Genomic DNA, 15,954 nt, shown 5'->3' with positions numbered 1-15,954 from the left:
CACGGACGGACCTGTGCCCGGGACCCCTCCCGGGTGTGTTCCAGCACCCCTCACCCGGCTTTACGCCGGGGCTTTTGGATATTCCCGGACAATTTCGGGGCCGTTCCGGCTGCGCCGGAGCGCCGGGCCGTCAGCGGATCGTGACGTCCACCACGAAGCCCGCGGCGGCGGCTCCCTCGCGGGCGGCGTCGATGACGTCGGGGCGCTCATCGCCCACCCACAGGCCCAGCACGTCGTACACCAGCCACTGGGCCAGGGGCCGGGACGCGGCCTGCGCGGCCTCGCGGGGCACGCCGGACAGGGCGCCCTGAGCCTCCATCAACGCCCGGGCCAGCCGGGCCGGCGTCACCCACAGCTCCGGGCGCACGAAGGCGGGCACCAGGAAGAGGCAGAAGGCGGCCTCGGTGCGGGAGAGCAGCGCGTCCAGGCGCTCGCGGCCCAGGCGGAGCGTGGGCAGCCACTGCCCCTCCCCGCGCTGCTCCAGCTTGGCCACCGGCACGCGGACGACGCGGCGGGTGCGCGCGAAGCCCTCGCGCTCCACCGACACGACGAAGGCGACCTCGGATGCGGCTTCCGGCGGAGGCTCGGCGTGGCGGTGCACCGCCATGGACAGCGACAGCGGCGATGACACCAGCGACCCCAGGTCCGCCTGCACGCGCTCCAGCTCCGAGCGCAGGCCTTCGAGCAGCCCCGCGATCAGCTCCGGCGTCTCCTCGCGGAAGCGCCGGGGGTGGTGCTGGGCGGCCTCCGCCTCCACGCGGCCCACCGCGCCCACCAGCAGGTCCTCCAGGTCGCGGTCGCGCAGCCACGTGCGGCCGCCCACCGGCACCGAGCGCGTCGCGTGCAGGTGGCGCAGGGAGCCGGTCAGCGTCGCGGGTTCGGAGGGCTCGACGGGAGCGGCGCCCTGCCCCGCTCCGGCCTGGAGGAAGGACTGGAGCGCGCGGGCGCGGAAGCGGGCCCGGGGGGACGGGTGCTCCAGCATGCGGCGCACCAGCCGCCGGTCCGTGGCGGTGCGCACCAGCGACAGCGTGGCCAGCTCCGCCTCCGACGAGGCCTCGTCCGGCGCGCACCACAGGAGGAACTCGATGGCCGCCTTGCGCAGCACGGGCTTGTTGCCCATGCGCCGCGCGACCTCCGCGCGCCACGCGACGAGCCCGTCCAGCCCGGGACGCGAGGGCGTGCGGAAGCGCGGCCACATCTCCGCGCACTCCTCCGCCAGCCACACCAGGTGCGTGAAGCCGGACAGCGCCTCCAGCTTCGCGCGAGCGCGAGTGCGCCGCTCGAAGGCCTCCGGCACACCGCGCCGGACGGAGGCGCGGAACAGGCGCTCCTCCAGCCACAGGAGCGTGAGCGCCAGCGCGGGCTCGCTCTTGCGCATCGTGGCCTGGCAGTGGTCGAGCACGAAGCGCGCGTGCCCCAGGTCCGCGGCCGTCTCGAAGTCGCTCTGCACGAGCGCGCCCAGGGCGCCGCGCAGCCCGTCCACCGGGGGCGCGTCGAAGAGCGTGAGCAGGTCGCAGAGGTTCTCCACCACCGCGGGCGGCCCGCCCACCTCCACCGTGCGCGCCAGGAGGAGGCCCGCGCGCGAGCACCAGTCCGGCTCCTTGCGCCCGTTGGGGTAGCACGCGAGGAAGCCGCGCATGCTGCTCCGGCCGTCCGGCGACGTGGCCAGCGCGAAGAGGCGCTCGCCCAGCACTTCACTGGCCTCGCGCCACGGCATGCGGGCCGCGCGCGTGCGGATGAAGTCGGTGAGCTTGTCGCGGCCGCCATCGCGCGTGTCGGGGAGCAGGGAGCGCAGCTGCTCCAGCAGGTCCACCGACCTCGCCCCCGTGCCCATGACGTACTTGAGATCCACCTCCACCGCGCCCAGGAAGCGCAGCGCGCGGCCGTCGTAGGTGCAGGGCACGTCGCGCACCAGCGCCGACAGCGTCTCCGGGTGGCGCTTGAGGTAGCGCGTGAGCACCGTGGAGATGGTGACAGCGGACTCGCGATGGACGCGGTCCGCGCTCTCCGGATCGCCCGCGTCGCGGAGCGCCGTCACCGCGGCGTCCCGGCGCGCGAGCAGCTGCTTCAAGAGCCCGGGGCGCGGCTCTTCATACGGCCAGAGCAGCTCGCTGAGGGTGGACAGGAGGAAGAGGAGCTCCGCCGGGGTGCGCTCGCCCGGGGACAGCCGCTCCCACGCGGCGGCCTGGGCGCGCGTGCGCTCCTCCAGCGAAGCGCCGCGCACCCAGCGGGCGAAGTCCTCGCGCCACTCCGCGCTCGACGCCACGGCCTCTCGCGGCGCCGCGGCGGCGACGCGAGCGTGGAGCGCCAGGAGCGGCGCTGGCCAGGAGGCTTCAACCGACGGCGGCATGGGACCTCGAGAGGCTCACGCGAATGGCGCGTGGGCGCAAGCCCCGAGCACCCTGGAGCCTGGAGCCCAGCACCTGGAGCCTCGACGGGCTCACCCGGACCTCGGAGCGCTGGCGGGCACCAGGGCCGCGGGCTCGGGGCTGGGGGCCACGGTGATGACCACGGACTTCGACGTGGGCGTGCGGCTCTTCTCCGCGTAGCTGCCCACCGGCACCAGCACGTTCGCTTCCGGGAAGTACGTCGCCGCGCACTGGCGCGGGATGTTGTACGGCACCACCAGGAACTCGCGCGCCACCCGCCTCTCCCCCTGGAAGTGGCTGGTGAGGTCCACCTTCTGCCCCGCCGTCAGCCCGCGCGCCCGGAGGTCCTCCGGGTTGAGGAACACCACGCGCCGCCCCTGGCGGATGCCCCGATAGCGGTCGTCCAGCCCATACACGGTGGTGTTGTACTGATCATGCGAGCGCAGCGTCATCATCATCAACTGCCCGGGCTCCAGCCGGTGGCGCGGCATCTCGTGCACCGTGAAGTGCGCCTTGCCGTCCTTCGTCGTGAAGCGGCCCTCGCGAGGGCCGTTGGGCAGCGCGAACCCGCCGGGCTGGTGCACGCGGCGGTTGAAGTCCTCGAAGCCCGGGATGCAGCGCTGGATGAGCTCGCGCACCCGGTCATAGTCCTCCACCAGCGTCAGCCACGGCACCTTCGAGCGCGCCCCCAGCACCGCGTGCGCCAACCGGGCCACGATGGCGGGCTCGCTGAGCAGGTGCTCGGACGCGGGGGCCACGGCGCCGCGCGACGCGTGCACCATCCCCATCGAGTCCTCCACCGTCACGAACTGCCGCCCCGACGCCTGCACGTCGTGCTCCGTGCGCCCCAGGCACGGGAGGATGAGCGCGCGCTGGCCGTGCACCAGGTGCGCGCGGTTGAGCTTCGTGGACACGTGCACGGTGAGCCGCGTCCGACGGAGCGCCCGCGCGGTGAGCTCCGTGTCCGGCGTCGCGGACAGGAAGTTGCCGCCCATGGCGAAGAACACCTTCACGCGCCCATCGTGCATCGCCTGGATGGCGCCCACCGTGTCCAGGCCCGTGTGGCGCGGCGGCTCGAAGCCGAACTCCCGCGCCAGGGCGTCCATGAACTCCGGCTTCGCGTGCTCCCAGATGCCCATGGTGCGGTCGCCCTGCACGTTGCTGTGACCGCGCACCGGGCACACGCCCGCGCCCCGCTTGCCGATGCTGCCGCGCAGGAGCGTGAGGTTCACGATCTCCTGCACGTTGCCCACCGCGTTCCGGTGCTGCGTGAGCCCCATGGCCCAGCAGAAGATGGTGCGCTCGGAGCGCGCCAGGATGTCCGCGGCCGCTTCAAGCTGGTCGCGCGGCACCCCGCTCTGCTCCACCACGTCGTCCCACGACACCGTGGCCAGGTGCGCCACGTAGGCGTCGAAGCCCGTCGTCTTGCCCTCGACGAAGGCCCGGTCCACCACCGTGCCCGGCGCCTTCGCCTCCCGGTCCAGCAGCGCCTTGCCCAGCCCCTGCAAGAGCGCCACGTCCCCGTTGATGCGCACCTGGAGGAACAGCCTGTTCAGCGCCGTGCCCGGGCCGAACAGGTGCAGCACCTCCTGCGGGTGCTTGAAGCGGTTGAGCCCCGTCTCCGGCAGCGGGTTGACGCTGACGATCTCACAGCCCCGCCGCGCGGCCGCCTGGAGCGCCGTCAGCATGCGCGGGTGGTTGGTGCCCGGGTTCTGCCCGATGACGAAGATGGCCTGCGCGTGGTCGAAGTCCTCCAGCGTCACCGTGCCCTTGCCGATGCCGAGGGTCTCCGACAGCCCCGTGCCGCTGGACTCGTGGCACATGTTCGAGCAGTCCGGCAGGTTGTTGGTGCCGAACTGCCGCACGAACAGCTGGTAGAGGAACGCGGCCTCGTTGCTGGTGCGGCCGGACGTGTAGAAGGCCGCCTCGTCCGGGGAGCCCAGCGCGTTCAGCTCCTCCGCCACCAGCGCGAACGCGTCATCCCAGGAGATGGGCTCGTAGTGCGCGGCGCCCTCGCGCAGCACCATGGGGTGCGTGAGCCGGCCCGCCTTGCCCAGCCACAGGTCGGACTGCTCCGCGAGCCGCGCCACGCTCCACTCGCGGAAGAACTCCGGCGTCACGCGCTCCCGGGTGCCCTCCTCCGCCACCGCCTTCGCGCCGTTCTCGCAGTACTCCTGCACGGAGCGGTGCGCAGGGTCCGGCCACGCGCACCCAGGGCAGTCGAAGCCGTCCTCCTGGTTGATCTTCCAGACGAGCCTGCCGCCGCGCCACGGGCCCGCTTCGCCCAGCACGTGCTTGAACGCGCTCAGCACCGCGGGCACCCCGCCCGCCACCGTCTTCACCGGCCCCACGTCCGGAGCCCGGGTCTCCAACGGAGGCTGGGCCGCCGGCACCGCCAGCGCGCTCCCCTTCCCATCCTGGCCCTGATCCATGTCCCACCTCCGCGCGGCGCGACTCTACCGCACCACCGGCCCGAGCCAGCCCGCGGGCCTCGACAGCCCCTTCAAGGCCCGCCCGGGGCTCCCCCGTGCTCCACGCCAGCGCCTCCATCGACGCGCGCAAGGCCTGCTGACGCACAGCGTCCAGCGGGCTCCAGGGTGGCGGCGGCCCCGCACGCCGGCCCCCCCGCGGCCCCGGTGTTCGGTTAGGGTGCCCGCCAAAGCGCCCCTTCCTGGCGCCCTCTTTCCAGGAGCACTCCGCATGTCCCGCATCATCCGCGCCTCTCGCGGCACCACCCTCTCCTGCAAGGGCTGGGTGCAGGAGGCCGCGCTCCGGATGCTGATGAACAACCTCGACCCGGAGGTGGCCGAGCAGCCCGGCGACCTGGTCGTCTACGGCGGCACCGGCAAGGCCGCCCGGGACTGGCCCTCGTTCGACCGCATCGTGTCGAGCCTCCAGGGCCTCACCGACGAGGAGACGCTGCTCGTCCAGTCCGGCAAGCCCGTGGGCATCCTGCGCACGCACCCGGACGCGCCCCGCGTGCTCATCGCCAACTCCAACCTCGTGGGCCACTGGGCCAACTGGGAGCACTTCCACGAGCTGGAGAAGAAGGGCCTGATGATGTACGGCCAGATGACGGCCGGCTCGTGGATCTACATCGGCACGCAGGGCATCCTGCAGGGCACCTACGAGACCTTCGCCGCCGCGGGCCGCCACCACTTCGGCAGTGACGACCTGTCCGGCCGGCTCATCCTCTCCGGCGGCCTGGGCGGCATGGGCGGCGCGCAGCCCCTGGCCGCGACCATGAACAACGCCGTGTTCCTGGGCGTGGAGATCGACCCGCACCGCGCCCGGCGCCGCGTGGAGACGCGCTACCTGGACGTGGTGGCCAAGGACCTGGATGAGGCGCTGGCGCTGGCGAAGGACGCTCAAGCCAGGCGCGTGGGCCGCTCCATCGCCATCATCGGCAACGCGGCGTCGGTGTTCCGGGAGCTGTACAAGCGCGGCATCAAGCCGGACCTCGTCACGGACCAGACGAGCGCGCATGATCCGCTCAACGGCTACATCCCCACGGACCTGTCGCTGGAGGCCGCCGCGGAGCTGCGCAAGCGCGACCCGGAGGGCTACGTGAAGCGCGCCCGCGAGTCGATGATCATGCACGTGCAGGCCATGAACGACTTCCAGGCCGCCGGCAGCCACGTCTTCGACTACGGCAACAACCTGCGCGGCCAGGCGAAGGTGGGCGGCATGCCGAACGCCTTCGAGTTCCCCGGCTTCGTGCCCGCGTACATCCGCCCGCTGTTCTGCGAGGGCCTGGGGCCCTTCCGCTGGGTGGCGCTGTCCGGAGACCCGGAGGACATCCGCCGCACGGACCGCGCGGTGCGCGAGCTGTTCCCCGAGAAGAAGTCCCTCAACCGCTGGCTGGACATGGCGGGCGAGCGCGTGGCGTTCCAGGGCCTGCCCGCGCGCATCTGCTGGCTGGGCTACGGCGAGCGCGCCAAGGCGGGCCTCGCCTTCAACGAGCTGGTGCGCAAGGGCGAGGTGAAGGCGCCCATCGTGATTGGCCGCGACCACCTGGACTGCGGCAGCGTCGCGTCCCCCAACCGCGAGACGGAGGCCATGCGGGACGGCTCGGACGCGGTGGCGGACTGGCCCATCCTCAACGCGCTGGTGAACGCGGTGAACGGCGCGTCGTGGGTGTCGTTCCACCACGGCGGCGGCGTGGGCATGGGCTACTCGCTGCACGCGGGCCAGGTCATCGTCGCGGACGGCACGCCGGAGGCCGCGCGTCGCATCGAGCGCGTCCTCACGTCCGACCCCGCCATGGGCGTGCTGCGCCACGCGGACGCGGGCTACCCGGAGGCCATCGACGTGGCGAAGGAGCGGGGCGTGCGCATCCCCGGCCTCACCGCCTAGAGTGCGCCGGATGCCACGTCGCGTCCGAGCGTTGCTGATGACAGCGGGGGTGGGGGTGCTCGCCGGCTGCACGCCCACCACCGCCGGGCCCATGGTGATGCGCCTGGGCCCGGGCCTGCCCCGGGAGAACTTCTTCCAGTTGGGCGTGCGCGCCGGCCCCCGCCTCAACGCCCCGCAGCTGTCGGAGCGCGGCGAGCACGGCGCCTTCCAGGGCGACGCGAAGCCCTTCATCAACGAGCAGTGGGGCCTCGACCTCGACGGCTCGGTGACGGTGCCCGTGAGCGACCGGCTGTCGTGGCACCTCGGGCTCCAGGGCGAGTTCGTCGGCCTGCCGGTGCCCGGCTACGGCGTCTACTCGGGGGTGTCGTACTACGTCGGGTCGGAGCGGCTGGGGCTGGCCCCGGCCCTCTCCCTGCGCGGCGCGTCCGACTTCGGCCTGGGCGACACGGACAGCACCAGCAGCCTCTTCGGCGTGGAGGCCACCTGCGCCTTCACCGTGCAGCCGGAGCCCGGCATGTCGCTGGGCCTGGTGCCGTTCGTCAGCGTGCAGCAGTCGCTGGTGAACCCCGGCTCGCAGGTGACCACCTACCTCTATGGCGCCGTGGTGGCGGCGCAGCTCAAGTTCGGCGAGTCGCGCACGAAGCTGGAGCTGTCCGGCGGCTTCGGCCGCGCGCACTCGGGTGACACCCGTTGGAACGCGCCCCTGGCGGGCGTACGCGGAGGACGTTGAGGATGGAAGCCCTGGACCTGTGGGTGCGCAACACCTCCGAGGTGCTCACCGTGGAGGGCACCCACCGCCAGCCGGCGGAGGAGGCCCTCACGCCGCGCCCGGCGGCGGGCATCGGCGTGAGGGACGGCCGCGTGGCCTACGTGGGCCCCGAATCCGGCCTGCCGAAGGGCGCGCTCACGGACGCGACGGAGGTCATCGACGCCGAGGGCGGCTTCGTCGGCCCGGGCTTCGTGGATCCGCACACGCACCTCGTCTTCGCGGGCGAGCGCTCCCGGGAGTTCGACCTGCGCAACCAGGGCGCCACGTACCTGGAGATCGCCAGGGCCGGCGGCGGCATCGTCAACACGGTGAGCGCCACGCGCGCCGCGAGCGAGGAGGCGCTGGCCGCGCTCGCCCTGCCCCGCCTGGAGCGGCTGCTCGCGCAGGGCGTGACGACCGCCGAGGTGAAGAGCGGCTACGGCCTCTCCCTGGAGGACGAGCTCAAGATGCTGCGCGCGGTGCGCCGGCTGGGCGGGATGTCCCCGCTGGAGCTGGTGCCCACGCTCTTGTGCGCGCACGCCGTGCCCGCGGAGTACAAGGACCGCCGCGCCGAGTACCTGGACCTCTGCATCAACGAGATCCTCCCCGCCGTGGCGCGCGAGGGCCTGGCGCGCTTCTGCGACGTCTTCACGGAGGACAGCGCCTTCACCGTGGACGAGTCGCGCCGGCTGCTCAACGCGGCGAAGGCGCTGGGCCTCACGCCGCGCCTGCACGCGGATCAGCTCACCGCGTGCGGGGCCTCCGCGCTCGCCGCGGAGGTGGGCGCCGCCAGCGCGGACCACCTGGAGCAGGTGACGGACGAGGGCATCCGCGCGCTCGCCGCCGCGAACGTCACCGCCGTACTCGTACCCACCTCCACCCTCTTCCTGCGCATGCGCCCCTACGCGCCCGGCCGGAAGCTGCGCGACGCGGGCGTCAACATTGCTTTGGGTTCCAACGTGAATCCGGGCTCCTCCATGACGGAGAACCTGGCGTTGGTGCTGGGGCTCGCCTGCCTGGAGAACGGCCTGTCGGCCGCAGAGGCCTACTGGGCCGCCACCCGCGGGGCCGCGCAGTGCTTGGGGTTGCAACGGCAGGGGCGGATGGCCGTGGGTGACGCGGGCGACCTGGTGGTGTTCGCCTGTCGCGACTACCGGCATCTGCCTTATCATCTGGGGGTCAGTCACGCGCGCGTGGTGGTGAAGGGCGGACGTGTGGTGTTTCGCGCGCGAATGAATCACTGCCCCTGATTGGATGCCGCTGAACACCCGGCATTGGACAAGGGGGCAGGTGGAACTTCCGTCGTGGGCCGGCCGTTGTAGAGATCAGCTGCCACCATGTGCCGATTATTTGGTTTCAGGAGTGCCGTTCCCGCCGCTGTCCACACCGCCCTTGTCACGGAGAGGAATTCCCTCCTCATCCAGTCGCGTGAGCACAAGGACGGCTGGGGCATCGCCACCTACGGGGTGGATTCCTCGCCGCTCGTCGCGCACGGCGTAGGGCCCGCGCACAGCGACCCCGACTTCGAGCGCGTGTCGAGCCAGGTCTCCGCGCGCACGGTCGTGGCGCACATCCGCCTGGCCAGCGTGGGCGCGGTGGAGCTGCGCAACTCGCACCCGTTCCACTTCGGCCGCTGGTCCTTCGTCCACAACGGCACGCTGCGCGAGTTCGCGAAGCACAAGGCCGCCGTGGAGGCGCTCATCCACCCAGAGCTGCGGGTGAACATCAAGGGCACCACGGACAGCGAGCGCTGCTTCTACCTGTTCCTGTCGCGGCTGTCGGCGCGCGGGCCGCTCGACGGCACGGTGAGCGTGGAGGCGATGGCGCAGGCGCTCGCGGAGACGATGACGCTGGTGTCCGCGATGACGGACGTGCCGGGAAGTCGCGAGCCGAAGGAGCGCTCCGCGATGAACTTCCTCGTCACGGATGGCGAGGCGATGGTGGCCACGCGCCGCAACCGCACCCTCTTCATCTCCTCCGGCCTCAGCGGCTGCCCGGAGGTGCTGCGCGGGCAGAACACGCGCGTGCCGCTCCAGCAGTTCCTCGTCGCCAGCGAGTCGCTGTGCGGCGGGCCGCACTGGGTGCCCGTGGATGAAGAGGACGTGGTGGGCGTGGACGCGCGGCTCGTGTTCCACCGCTGGAAGGTGCAGACGCTGGCGGACGGCGTGCTGAATCCGCGGCCCGCGGCTCAGCACTCCATGGCCTGACTCACCCCAGCCACGCGTCGAGCAGCGCCGCGGGCCGCGCGCCGAAGGCCTCCACGTCGAGGCTCCGCGCCTCCTCGCCCTCGTGGCGGAGCGTGACGCGCAGGAAGTCGCGCGGCGCGGCCTGGGGGATGCGGTCCAGCCACTCCACGAGCATCGCGTGGTCGCCGCCCACCAGGTCCAGGAACCCGGTGGCGTACAGCTCGTCGTAGTCCGTCAGGCGGTACAGGTCCGCGTGGTACAGCGGGATGCGGCCCGCGTACGGATACACGATGGCGAAGGTGGGGCTGGCCACCTCGGAGCGCGCGACGCCCGCCCCTTCCGCCACGCCGCGCGCCAGGTGCGTCTTGCCCGCGCCCAGGTCGCCAATCAGCCCCACGAAGTCCCCGGGCTGGAGCAGCGCCCCCAGCTTCACGCCCAGCCGGTGCGTCTCCTCCGGAGACGGAGACACGAGCCGCCAGGAGCGCGTGGGCTGCGCCGCGCCGCTCATCGCGACCTCCGCGCCGCGACGAGGCCGCGGCCCACCCGCACGACCGCGCGCCGCGACGACACGCGCCACGGCGTCCGCGCGCCCGCCGCGCCGCTCATCGCGACCTCCGCGCCGCGACGAGGCCGCGGCCCACCCGCACGGCCCGCCCGACGCGCTGACACGCGCCACGGCGTCCGCGCGCGCGGCCCGTCCGACGCGCCGCTCATCGCTCCCACCGCACCCAGACGTGGCCCAGGCCCTTCAACAGGTCCGTGGCGATGAGGCCCATCAAGCCGCGCTGCCGGGCCATCAGGTCGCCCGCGAGCCCGTGGGCGTACACGGCCGTCCACGCGGCCTTGGGCAGCGGGATCCCCTGCGCGAGCAGCGCGCCGCACACGCCCGACAGCACGTCGCCCGTGCCGCCCGTGGCCATGCCCGCGTTGCCCGTGGGGTTGATGAACACGCGCCCGCCCGCCTCCGCGATGAGCGTGCGCGAGCCCTTGAGCACCACCGTCACGTTGAGCGACGTGGCCATGTTGAGCGCCACGCCCACGCGGTGCGCCTGCACGTCCTTCGTCGTCCGGCCCCACAGCCGCGCCATCTCCCCGGGGTGCGGCGTGAGCAGCACGGGCCCCTTCGCCTGGCTCAGCACCTTGAGGTCCTCCGCGACGGCGTTGAGCGCGTCCGCGTCCAGCACCGCGGGCATCTCCACCGAGGCCAGCAGGTCGCCAATCAGCGCGCCCGTCTCCGGCCCGCGGGGGATGCCCGGCCCGATCACCAGCGCGTCCTTGCCCTCCAGCGCGGCCTTGAGGGCCTCCAGGTCGCCCTTGCCCAGCGGGCCCTCGCCGGGCAGCGGGAGGCCCATGATCTCCGGCGAGTGCGCCATCACCCACGTCAGCGCCTCCGGGCGCGTCGCCACCGTGACGAGCCCCGCCCCGCTGCGCAGCGCGGCCAGGGCCACCATCGCCGCGGCGCCCGTCTTGCCCGGGCTGCCCGCCACCACCAGCACGTGGCCGTAGGTGCCCTTGTGCGAGTCCGCGCGGCGCCTGGGCAGCGCCTCCCGCGCGTCCTTCTCCTCCACCCGGAACAACTCCGCGCCGGACACCGCGCGCGAGGACTCGCCGCCCAGGCCGATGTCCACGCGCCGCACCTCGCCGCACAGCGACGCGCCAGGCTCCAGCTCGTGCGCGGGCTTCACGAAGCCAAAGGCCACCGTGACGTCCGCCTCCACGCACGGCGTGTAGGGCTCCGCCGTGTCGCTCTGGAGGCCCGACGGCACGTCCGCCGCCACCACCTTCGCCCCCGCGCGCCGCCACCGCGCGACCGTGCCGATGGCGTCCGCGAAGGCGCCCTCCGGCGCGCGCTTCAGGCCCGTGCCGAAGAGGGCGTCCACCACCACGTCCCCCGGGCCCGCCTCCGGCAGCGCCTCGAAGGCGCGCGGCGACTCACCGAAGCCCTCCAGCGCCTGGAGGTTGCGCTTCGCCTCCGAGGTGAGCTTGCCGGGGTCCCCCACCAGCGACACCACCACCCGGGCGCCGCCCTCCAGGAGGAAGCGCGCGGCGACCAGGCCGTCCCCGCCGTTGTTGCCGGGGCCGCAGAGCACCGTGAAGCGCCCCCCCGGGCCCGCGACGCCTCGGGCGGCCTCCGCGAGCGCGCGGCCCGCGTTCTCCATCAACAACCCGGACGGCATCCCGTGCTGGTCCTGGGCGGCCTTCTCGGCCTCTCGCATCTGGTTCGCGGTGAGCACGCGCTGCATGGGTTCCTCCCTCCCTACTTCGTCTGGAGCACCACCGTGGCCGCGGCCACGCCGGCATCATGGGTGAGCGCGAGCATCGCCTCCCATCCTCGCGCTTCCATCACCTCGCGGGCCACCCCGGAGAGCACGAAGCGCGGCGGGCCGCCCTCGCGCACCACCTCCATGTCCCGCCACTTCACGCCCGGAGGCACGCCCATCGCCTTCACCAGCGCCTCCTTCGCCGCGAACCTCGCCGCGTACGCGCTGGCCGCGTCGTGCCGGGGCGCGCAGTACGCCCGCTCGCCGTCCGTGTAGACGCGCTTCAGGAACGCGTCCGCGCGCGGACCGTCGAGGATGCGCTGGATGCGCTCGATGGAGCAGAGGTCCAACCCCAGGCCGACGATGGGCATACGGTCCTACCCCGGGTCGCGCATCAGCTCGAGCATCTCGCGCACCGCGCGCTCGAAGCCCACCAGCACCGCGCGCGCCACGATGGCGTGGCCGATGTTCAGCTCGTCGATCTCCTGGATGCGCGCGATGTCCTGCACGTTGTCGTAGTTGAGCCCGTGGCCGGCGGCCACGCCCATGCCCAGCTTGGCGCTCGCCTTGGCCGCGTCCACGATGCGCGCCAGCTCCCGCGCGCGCTCCTTCTCGTTGCGCGCCTCGCAGTAGCGGCCCGTGTGCAGCTCCACCCGGTCCGCGTTCACCTTGTGCGCCGCGCGCACCTGGTCCAGGTCCGGGTCGATGAACAACGAGACGGCGATCTCCCCGTCCTTGAGGTTCTTGATGATCTTCGCGATGGACTCGCGCTGGCCGGCCACCTCCAGGCCGCCCTCGGTGGTGAGCTCCTCGCGCCGCTCGGGGACGAGCGTCACCACGTCCGGCTTGTACTCGTAGGCGATCTTCACCATCTCCGCGGTGGCGGCCATCTCCAGGTTCAGGAGCGTCTGCACCGTCTCCCGGAGGATGCGCAGGTCGCGGTCCTGGATGTGGCGCCGGTCCTCACGCAGGTGGATGGTGATCTGCCGGGCGCCGGCCAGCTCCGCCATCGCCGCGGCCGTCACGGGATCCGGATACACGGTGCGCCGCGCCTGCCGCAGCGTCGCCACGTGATCCACGTTGACACCCAGTCGCTGTCCCATCGTCCCGCTCCTTGCGCTGGCGCGGTGCGGGATTGTCCGAAGGCCCGGGCCCGCGCCGGCCCCTCTATTCGTGGCCGGCGCCCGGAAGTCAACCGCTGTCGCTAGCCGTTGAGCGCCTTGGAGAGCGCCTCGACGATTTCGCGGGCGTATGCCTCGTTGCGCGCCGCGTCCTCGCCTTCAATCAGCACGCGGGCCTTGGGCTCCGTGCCGGAGAAGCGCACCAGCACGCGGCCGGCGCTGCCCAGCTTCTGCTCCACGTTCTTGATGGCCTTCATGACCGTGGGCAGCTCGCCCAGCTCGCGCTTCTGCTTCACCACGACGTTGAGCAGGGTCTGCGGCACCGGCTGGAAGATGGCGGCCAGCTCCGACAGCGGCTTCTGCTGGCGGCACATCACGGCCAGCAGCTGGAGCGCCGCGAGCGTGCCGTCGCCCGTGGTGGTGTGGTTCAGGAAGATGAGGTGGCCGCTCTGCTCACCGCCCAGGTTGTAGCCGTTGCGGCGCATCTCATCCACGACGTGCCGGTCGCCCACGCGCGTGCGGGCCACCTTCACGCCCCACCGGGACACCGCGCGCTCCAGGCCGATGTTGCTCATCACCGTGGCGACGAGCGTCTTCTTCTTCAGCTCCTTGCGCGCGACGAGCTCGCCCGTGCAGATGGCCATGATGGCATCGCCGTCCACGACGTTGCCCTTCTCGTCCACCACGATGAGGCGGTCCGCGTCACCGTCCAGCGCGACGCCCAGGTGGGCGCCGTGCTTCACCACCGCCTTGGCCAGGCCCTCCGGGTGGAGCGCGCCGCACTTGTGGTTGATGTTCTTGCCGTCCGGGGACACGCCCAGCGCGATGACCTTCGCGCCCAGCTCCTCCAGCACCGCCGGCGCCGTGCGGTACGCCGCGCCGTTGGCGCAGTCCACCACGATGGTCATCCCCTCCAACGTCAGCTCGCGGGGGAACGTGGCCTTCAGGTAGACGATGTAGCGGCCGCGCGCGTCGTCCAGGCGGATGGCCCGGCCAATCTTCGTCGCCGTGGGGCGGATGTTGTCGATCTCTCCGCTGGAGACCAGCTCCTCGATCTTCGCCTCCGTCTCGTCCGGCAGCTTGAAGCCGTCGCGCCAGAAGAACTTGATGCCGTTGTCCTGGTACGGGTTGTGGGACGCGGAGATCACCGCGCCCGCGTCCGCGCGCATGGACGTGGTGAGGTTGGAGATGCCGGGCGTGGGCAGCGGGCCCACCTGCTCCACGTCGACGCCCATGGAGATGAGGCCGGCGGCCAAGGCCTGCTCCAGCATGTACCCGGACAGGCGCGTGTCCTTGCCCACGATGACGCGGTGGCGGTGCGGACCGTTGCGGATGAGGTACGCCAGGGCGCGGCCCAGCTTCATCGCGACCTCGGCCGTCATCGGATAGACGTTGGCCACGCCACGGACGCCGTCCGTGCCGAACAGCCGCTCCGTCTTCTGCGCTTCCTTGAGGGGCATGCCCATCCTGTACGCCATGTGTGCCGCTCCACCTTTCCCATTGCCGGAAGGGCTCCGGCCACTCACGTCCGGGGCTTATACCCCGTCCGGCACGTGCGCCCGAAGCTAGGGATGCGGCGCCACCCAGGCAAGCACCCGGGCAGGCGGAACGGGCCCGTTCGCGACGCGCGGGCTTGCGCCCGTCATCCGCCGTACAGGTCCCCGCCGCCCCGGGCCCGCCGGATGGCGTCCGCCACGGCCAGCGCGTCCCGGACCTCGCCCACGTCGTGCACGCGGACCACGTCCGCGCCCCCCATGATGGCCATGGCCGCCACGGAGCCCAGGGTGGCCGCCAGGCGCTCCTGGGGGCCCTTGCCGCCCGCCAGCGTCCCGAGGAAGGACTTGCGGCTGGTGCCCACCAGCAGGGGCTGCCCCAGCCCGCGCAGCTCCTCCAGGCGGCGCAGGAGGAAGAGGTTGTGCTCCAGCGTCTTGCCGAACCCGATGCCCGGATCCAGGAGGATGCGCTCGCGCGGGATGCCGGCCTCGGTGGCCTGGAAGATCCCCTCCTCCAGGTAGTCCATCACCTCGCCCACCACGTCCTCGTAGCGGGGGGACTCCTGCATCGTCCGGGGCATCCCCTGGGTGTGCATCAGGCAACACGCGGCGCCCGCGGCGGCCACCACGCCGGGCAGCGCCAGGTCCGAGTGGAAGCCGGTGACGTCGTTGATGAGGTGGGCGCCCGCCTTGAGCACCTCCCTGGCCACCGCCGCCTTCGTGGTGTCCACGGAGATGGGCACGGTGCAGCGGCGCTTGATGCCCTCCACCACCTTGAGGACGCGCGACAGCTCCTCGTCCGCGGACACCGGCAGCGAGCCCGGCCGGGTGGACTCCCCGCCCACGTCGACGATGTCCGCGCCCGCGTCCACCAGCCGCAGCGCGTGCTCCACCGCGCTGTCCGCGTCCGGGAGGCTGCCGCCGTCGGAGAAGCTGTCCGGCGTGACGTTCACCACGCCCATGAGGTACGTGCGCGAGCCCCACTCGAACCGGCGTCCGCTCAGGGCCAGCGCCGGCACGACCTGGGGGGCCAGCGCCTCCTCCAGCGCGCGCGCCAGGCCGTCCGTGCGCGGGGACTTGCGGGCGAGCATGATGAGCCGGTCGAACTGCTGGCGGCTGCCGGACAGGAGCGCCTCGCCGGGATGGTCCAGGTGGCCGCCCGCCGTCCAGGTGGGCAGCTTCTCCCGCTCCCTGGAGCCGTGCGGCGGCACCAGCTCCTCCTCGTAGGAGGGGCGGCCCCCGGTGATGAGCACGTGCGCGTGGCCCAGCTCGCGCGTCAGGTGCTCCCGCAAGCGGGGCGACAGGTTCAGACGACGCAGGACGAGTGACAGGTCGTCAGGACGGTCTCGCGAGATGAGGCGGGCACGCAGCACGTTCGGGTCCCCTGCGGAGAGTCATGGAGGCGGTGGCGAACCCCAGG

General features: G+C 72.7%; 12 protein-coding genes. 4 read left to right on the top strand and 8 right to left on the bottom strand.

Translation table 11 applies throughout. From position 1 onward, the window contains the following. Positions 1-130: 130 nt before the first annotated feature. Complete coding sequence (locus tag U8525_RS00890; protein WP_374259819.1) at positions 131-2,350, bottom strand: hypothetical protein; 2,220 nt, start codon at positions 2,348-2,350, stop codon at positions 131-133. A gap of 90 nt (positions 2,351-2,440) precedes the next feature. Beyond that, positions 2,441-4,801: an FdhF/YdeP family oxidoreductase gene (locus tag U8525_RS00885; RefSeq protein WP_374259816.1), complete on the bottom strand. Its 2,361-nt coding sequence runs from the start codon at positions 4,799-4,801 to the stop codon at positions 2,441-2,443. 268 nt (positions 4,802-5,069) lie between these two features. On the opposite strand from U8525_RS00885, the gene hutU reads away from it, so the two are divergent. From hutU to U8525_RS00865, 4 genes are all read left to right on the top strand, one after another. Continuing rightward, entirely contained in the window at positions 5,070-6,725 is a 1,656-nt protein-coding gene (gene hutU / locus U8525_RS00880) for a urocanate hydratase (protein WP_374259814.1), read from the top strand. Between the two features lie 10 nt (positions 6,726-6,735). Continuing rightward, positions 6,736-7,455 (top strand): hypothetical protein, encoded by a 720-nt coding sequence (locus tag U8525_RS00875; protein WP_374259812.1) that lies wholly within the window; start codon positions 6,736-6,738, stop codon positions 7,453-7,455. A gap of 2 nt (positions 7,456-7,457) precedes the next feature. Beyond that, on the top strand, positions 7,458-8,723 hold the full coding sequence (gene hutI / locus U8525_RS00870) for an imidazolonepropionase (RefSeq protein ID WP_374259810.1): 1,266 nt from the start codon (positions 7,458-7,460) through the stop codon (positions 8,721-8,723). Positions 8,724-8,810: 87 nt separating this feature from the next. After that, a complete protein-coding gene (locus U8525_RS00865) occupies positions 8,811-9,680 on the top strand; it encodes a class II glutamine amidotransferase (RefSeq protein WP_374259808.1) in 870 nt (289 codons plus the stop codon). Between the two features lies 1 nt (position 9,681). Here the strand turns inward: U8525_RS00865 and tsaE are convergent, their stop codons facing one another. The 6 genes from tsaE to folP all read right to left on the bottom strand — a co-directional run bounded on the left by tsaE (position 9,682) and on the right by folP (position 15,907). Beyond that, positions 9,682-10,167 (bottom strand): tRNA (adenosine(37)-N6)-threonylcarbamoyltransferase complex ATPase subunit type 1 TsaE, encoded by a 486-nt coding sequence (tsaE, locus tag U8525_RS00860; RefSeq protein ID WP_374259806.1) that lies wholly within the window; start codon positions 10,165-10,167, stop codon positions 9,682-9,684. A 202-nt stretch (positions 10,168-10,369) separates the two neighbouring features. After that, positions 10,370-11,902 (bottom strand): NAD(P)H-hydrate dehydratase, encoded by a 1,533-nt coding sequence (locus tag U8525_RS00855; protein ID WP_374259804.1) that lies wholly within the window; start codon positions 11,900-11,902, stop codon positions 10,370-10,372. Positions 11,903-11,916: 14 nt separating this feature from the next. Then, the gene (locus tag U8525_RS00850; RefSeq protein WP_374259801.1) at positions 11,917-12,291 is read right to left on the bottom strand and encodes a holo-ACP synthase; all 375 of its coding nucleotides are present in this window, start codon (positions 12,289-12,291) and stop codon (positions 11,917-11,919) included. Positions 12,292-12,297: 6 nt separating this feature from the next. Next, positions 12,298-13,023: a pyridoxine 5'-phosphate synthase gene (locus U8525_RS00845; RefSeq protein WP_374259799.1), complete on the bottom strand. Its 726-nt coding sequence runs from the start codon at positions 13,021-13,023 to the stop codon at positions 12,298-12,300. 101 nt (positions 13,024-13,124) lie between these two features. Then, positions 13,125-14,519, bottom strand: a complete 1,395-nt coding sequence (glmM, locus tag U8525_RS00840) for a phosphoglucosamine mutase (RefSeq protein ID WP_374259796.1) — start codon at positions 14,517-14,519, stop codon at positions 13,125-13,127. Between the two features lie 164 nt (positions 14,520-14,683). Next, positions 14,684-15,907 carry a dihydropteroate synthase gene (gene folP / locus U8525_RS00835; RefSeq protein WP_374259793.1) on the bottom strand — a complete coding sequence of 408 codons (1,224 nt, stop codon included), beginning with the start codon at positions 15,905-15,907 and terminating at the stop codon, positions 14,684-14,686. Between the last annotated feature and the right edge of the window lie 47 nt (positions 15,908-15,954).

Source organism: Corallococcus sp. RDP092CA, from assembly GCF_041903675.1.
In the GTDB taxonomy this organism is placed as follows: Bacteria; Myxococcota; Myxococcia; order Myxococcales; family Myxococcaceae; genus Corallococcus.
The sequence above is the reverse complement of the archived record's forward strand: the minus strand, read 5'-3'. Positions and strand labels throughout refer to the sequence as shown.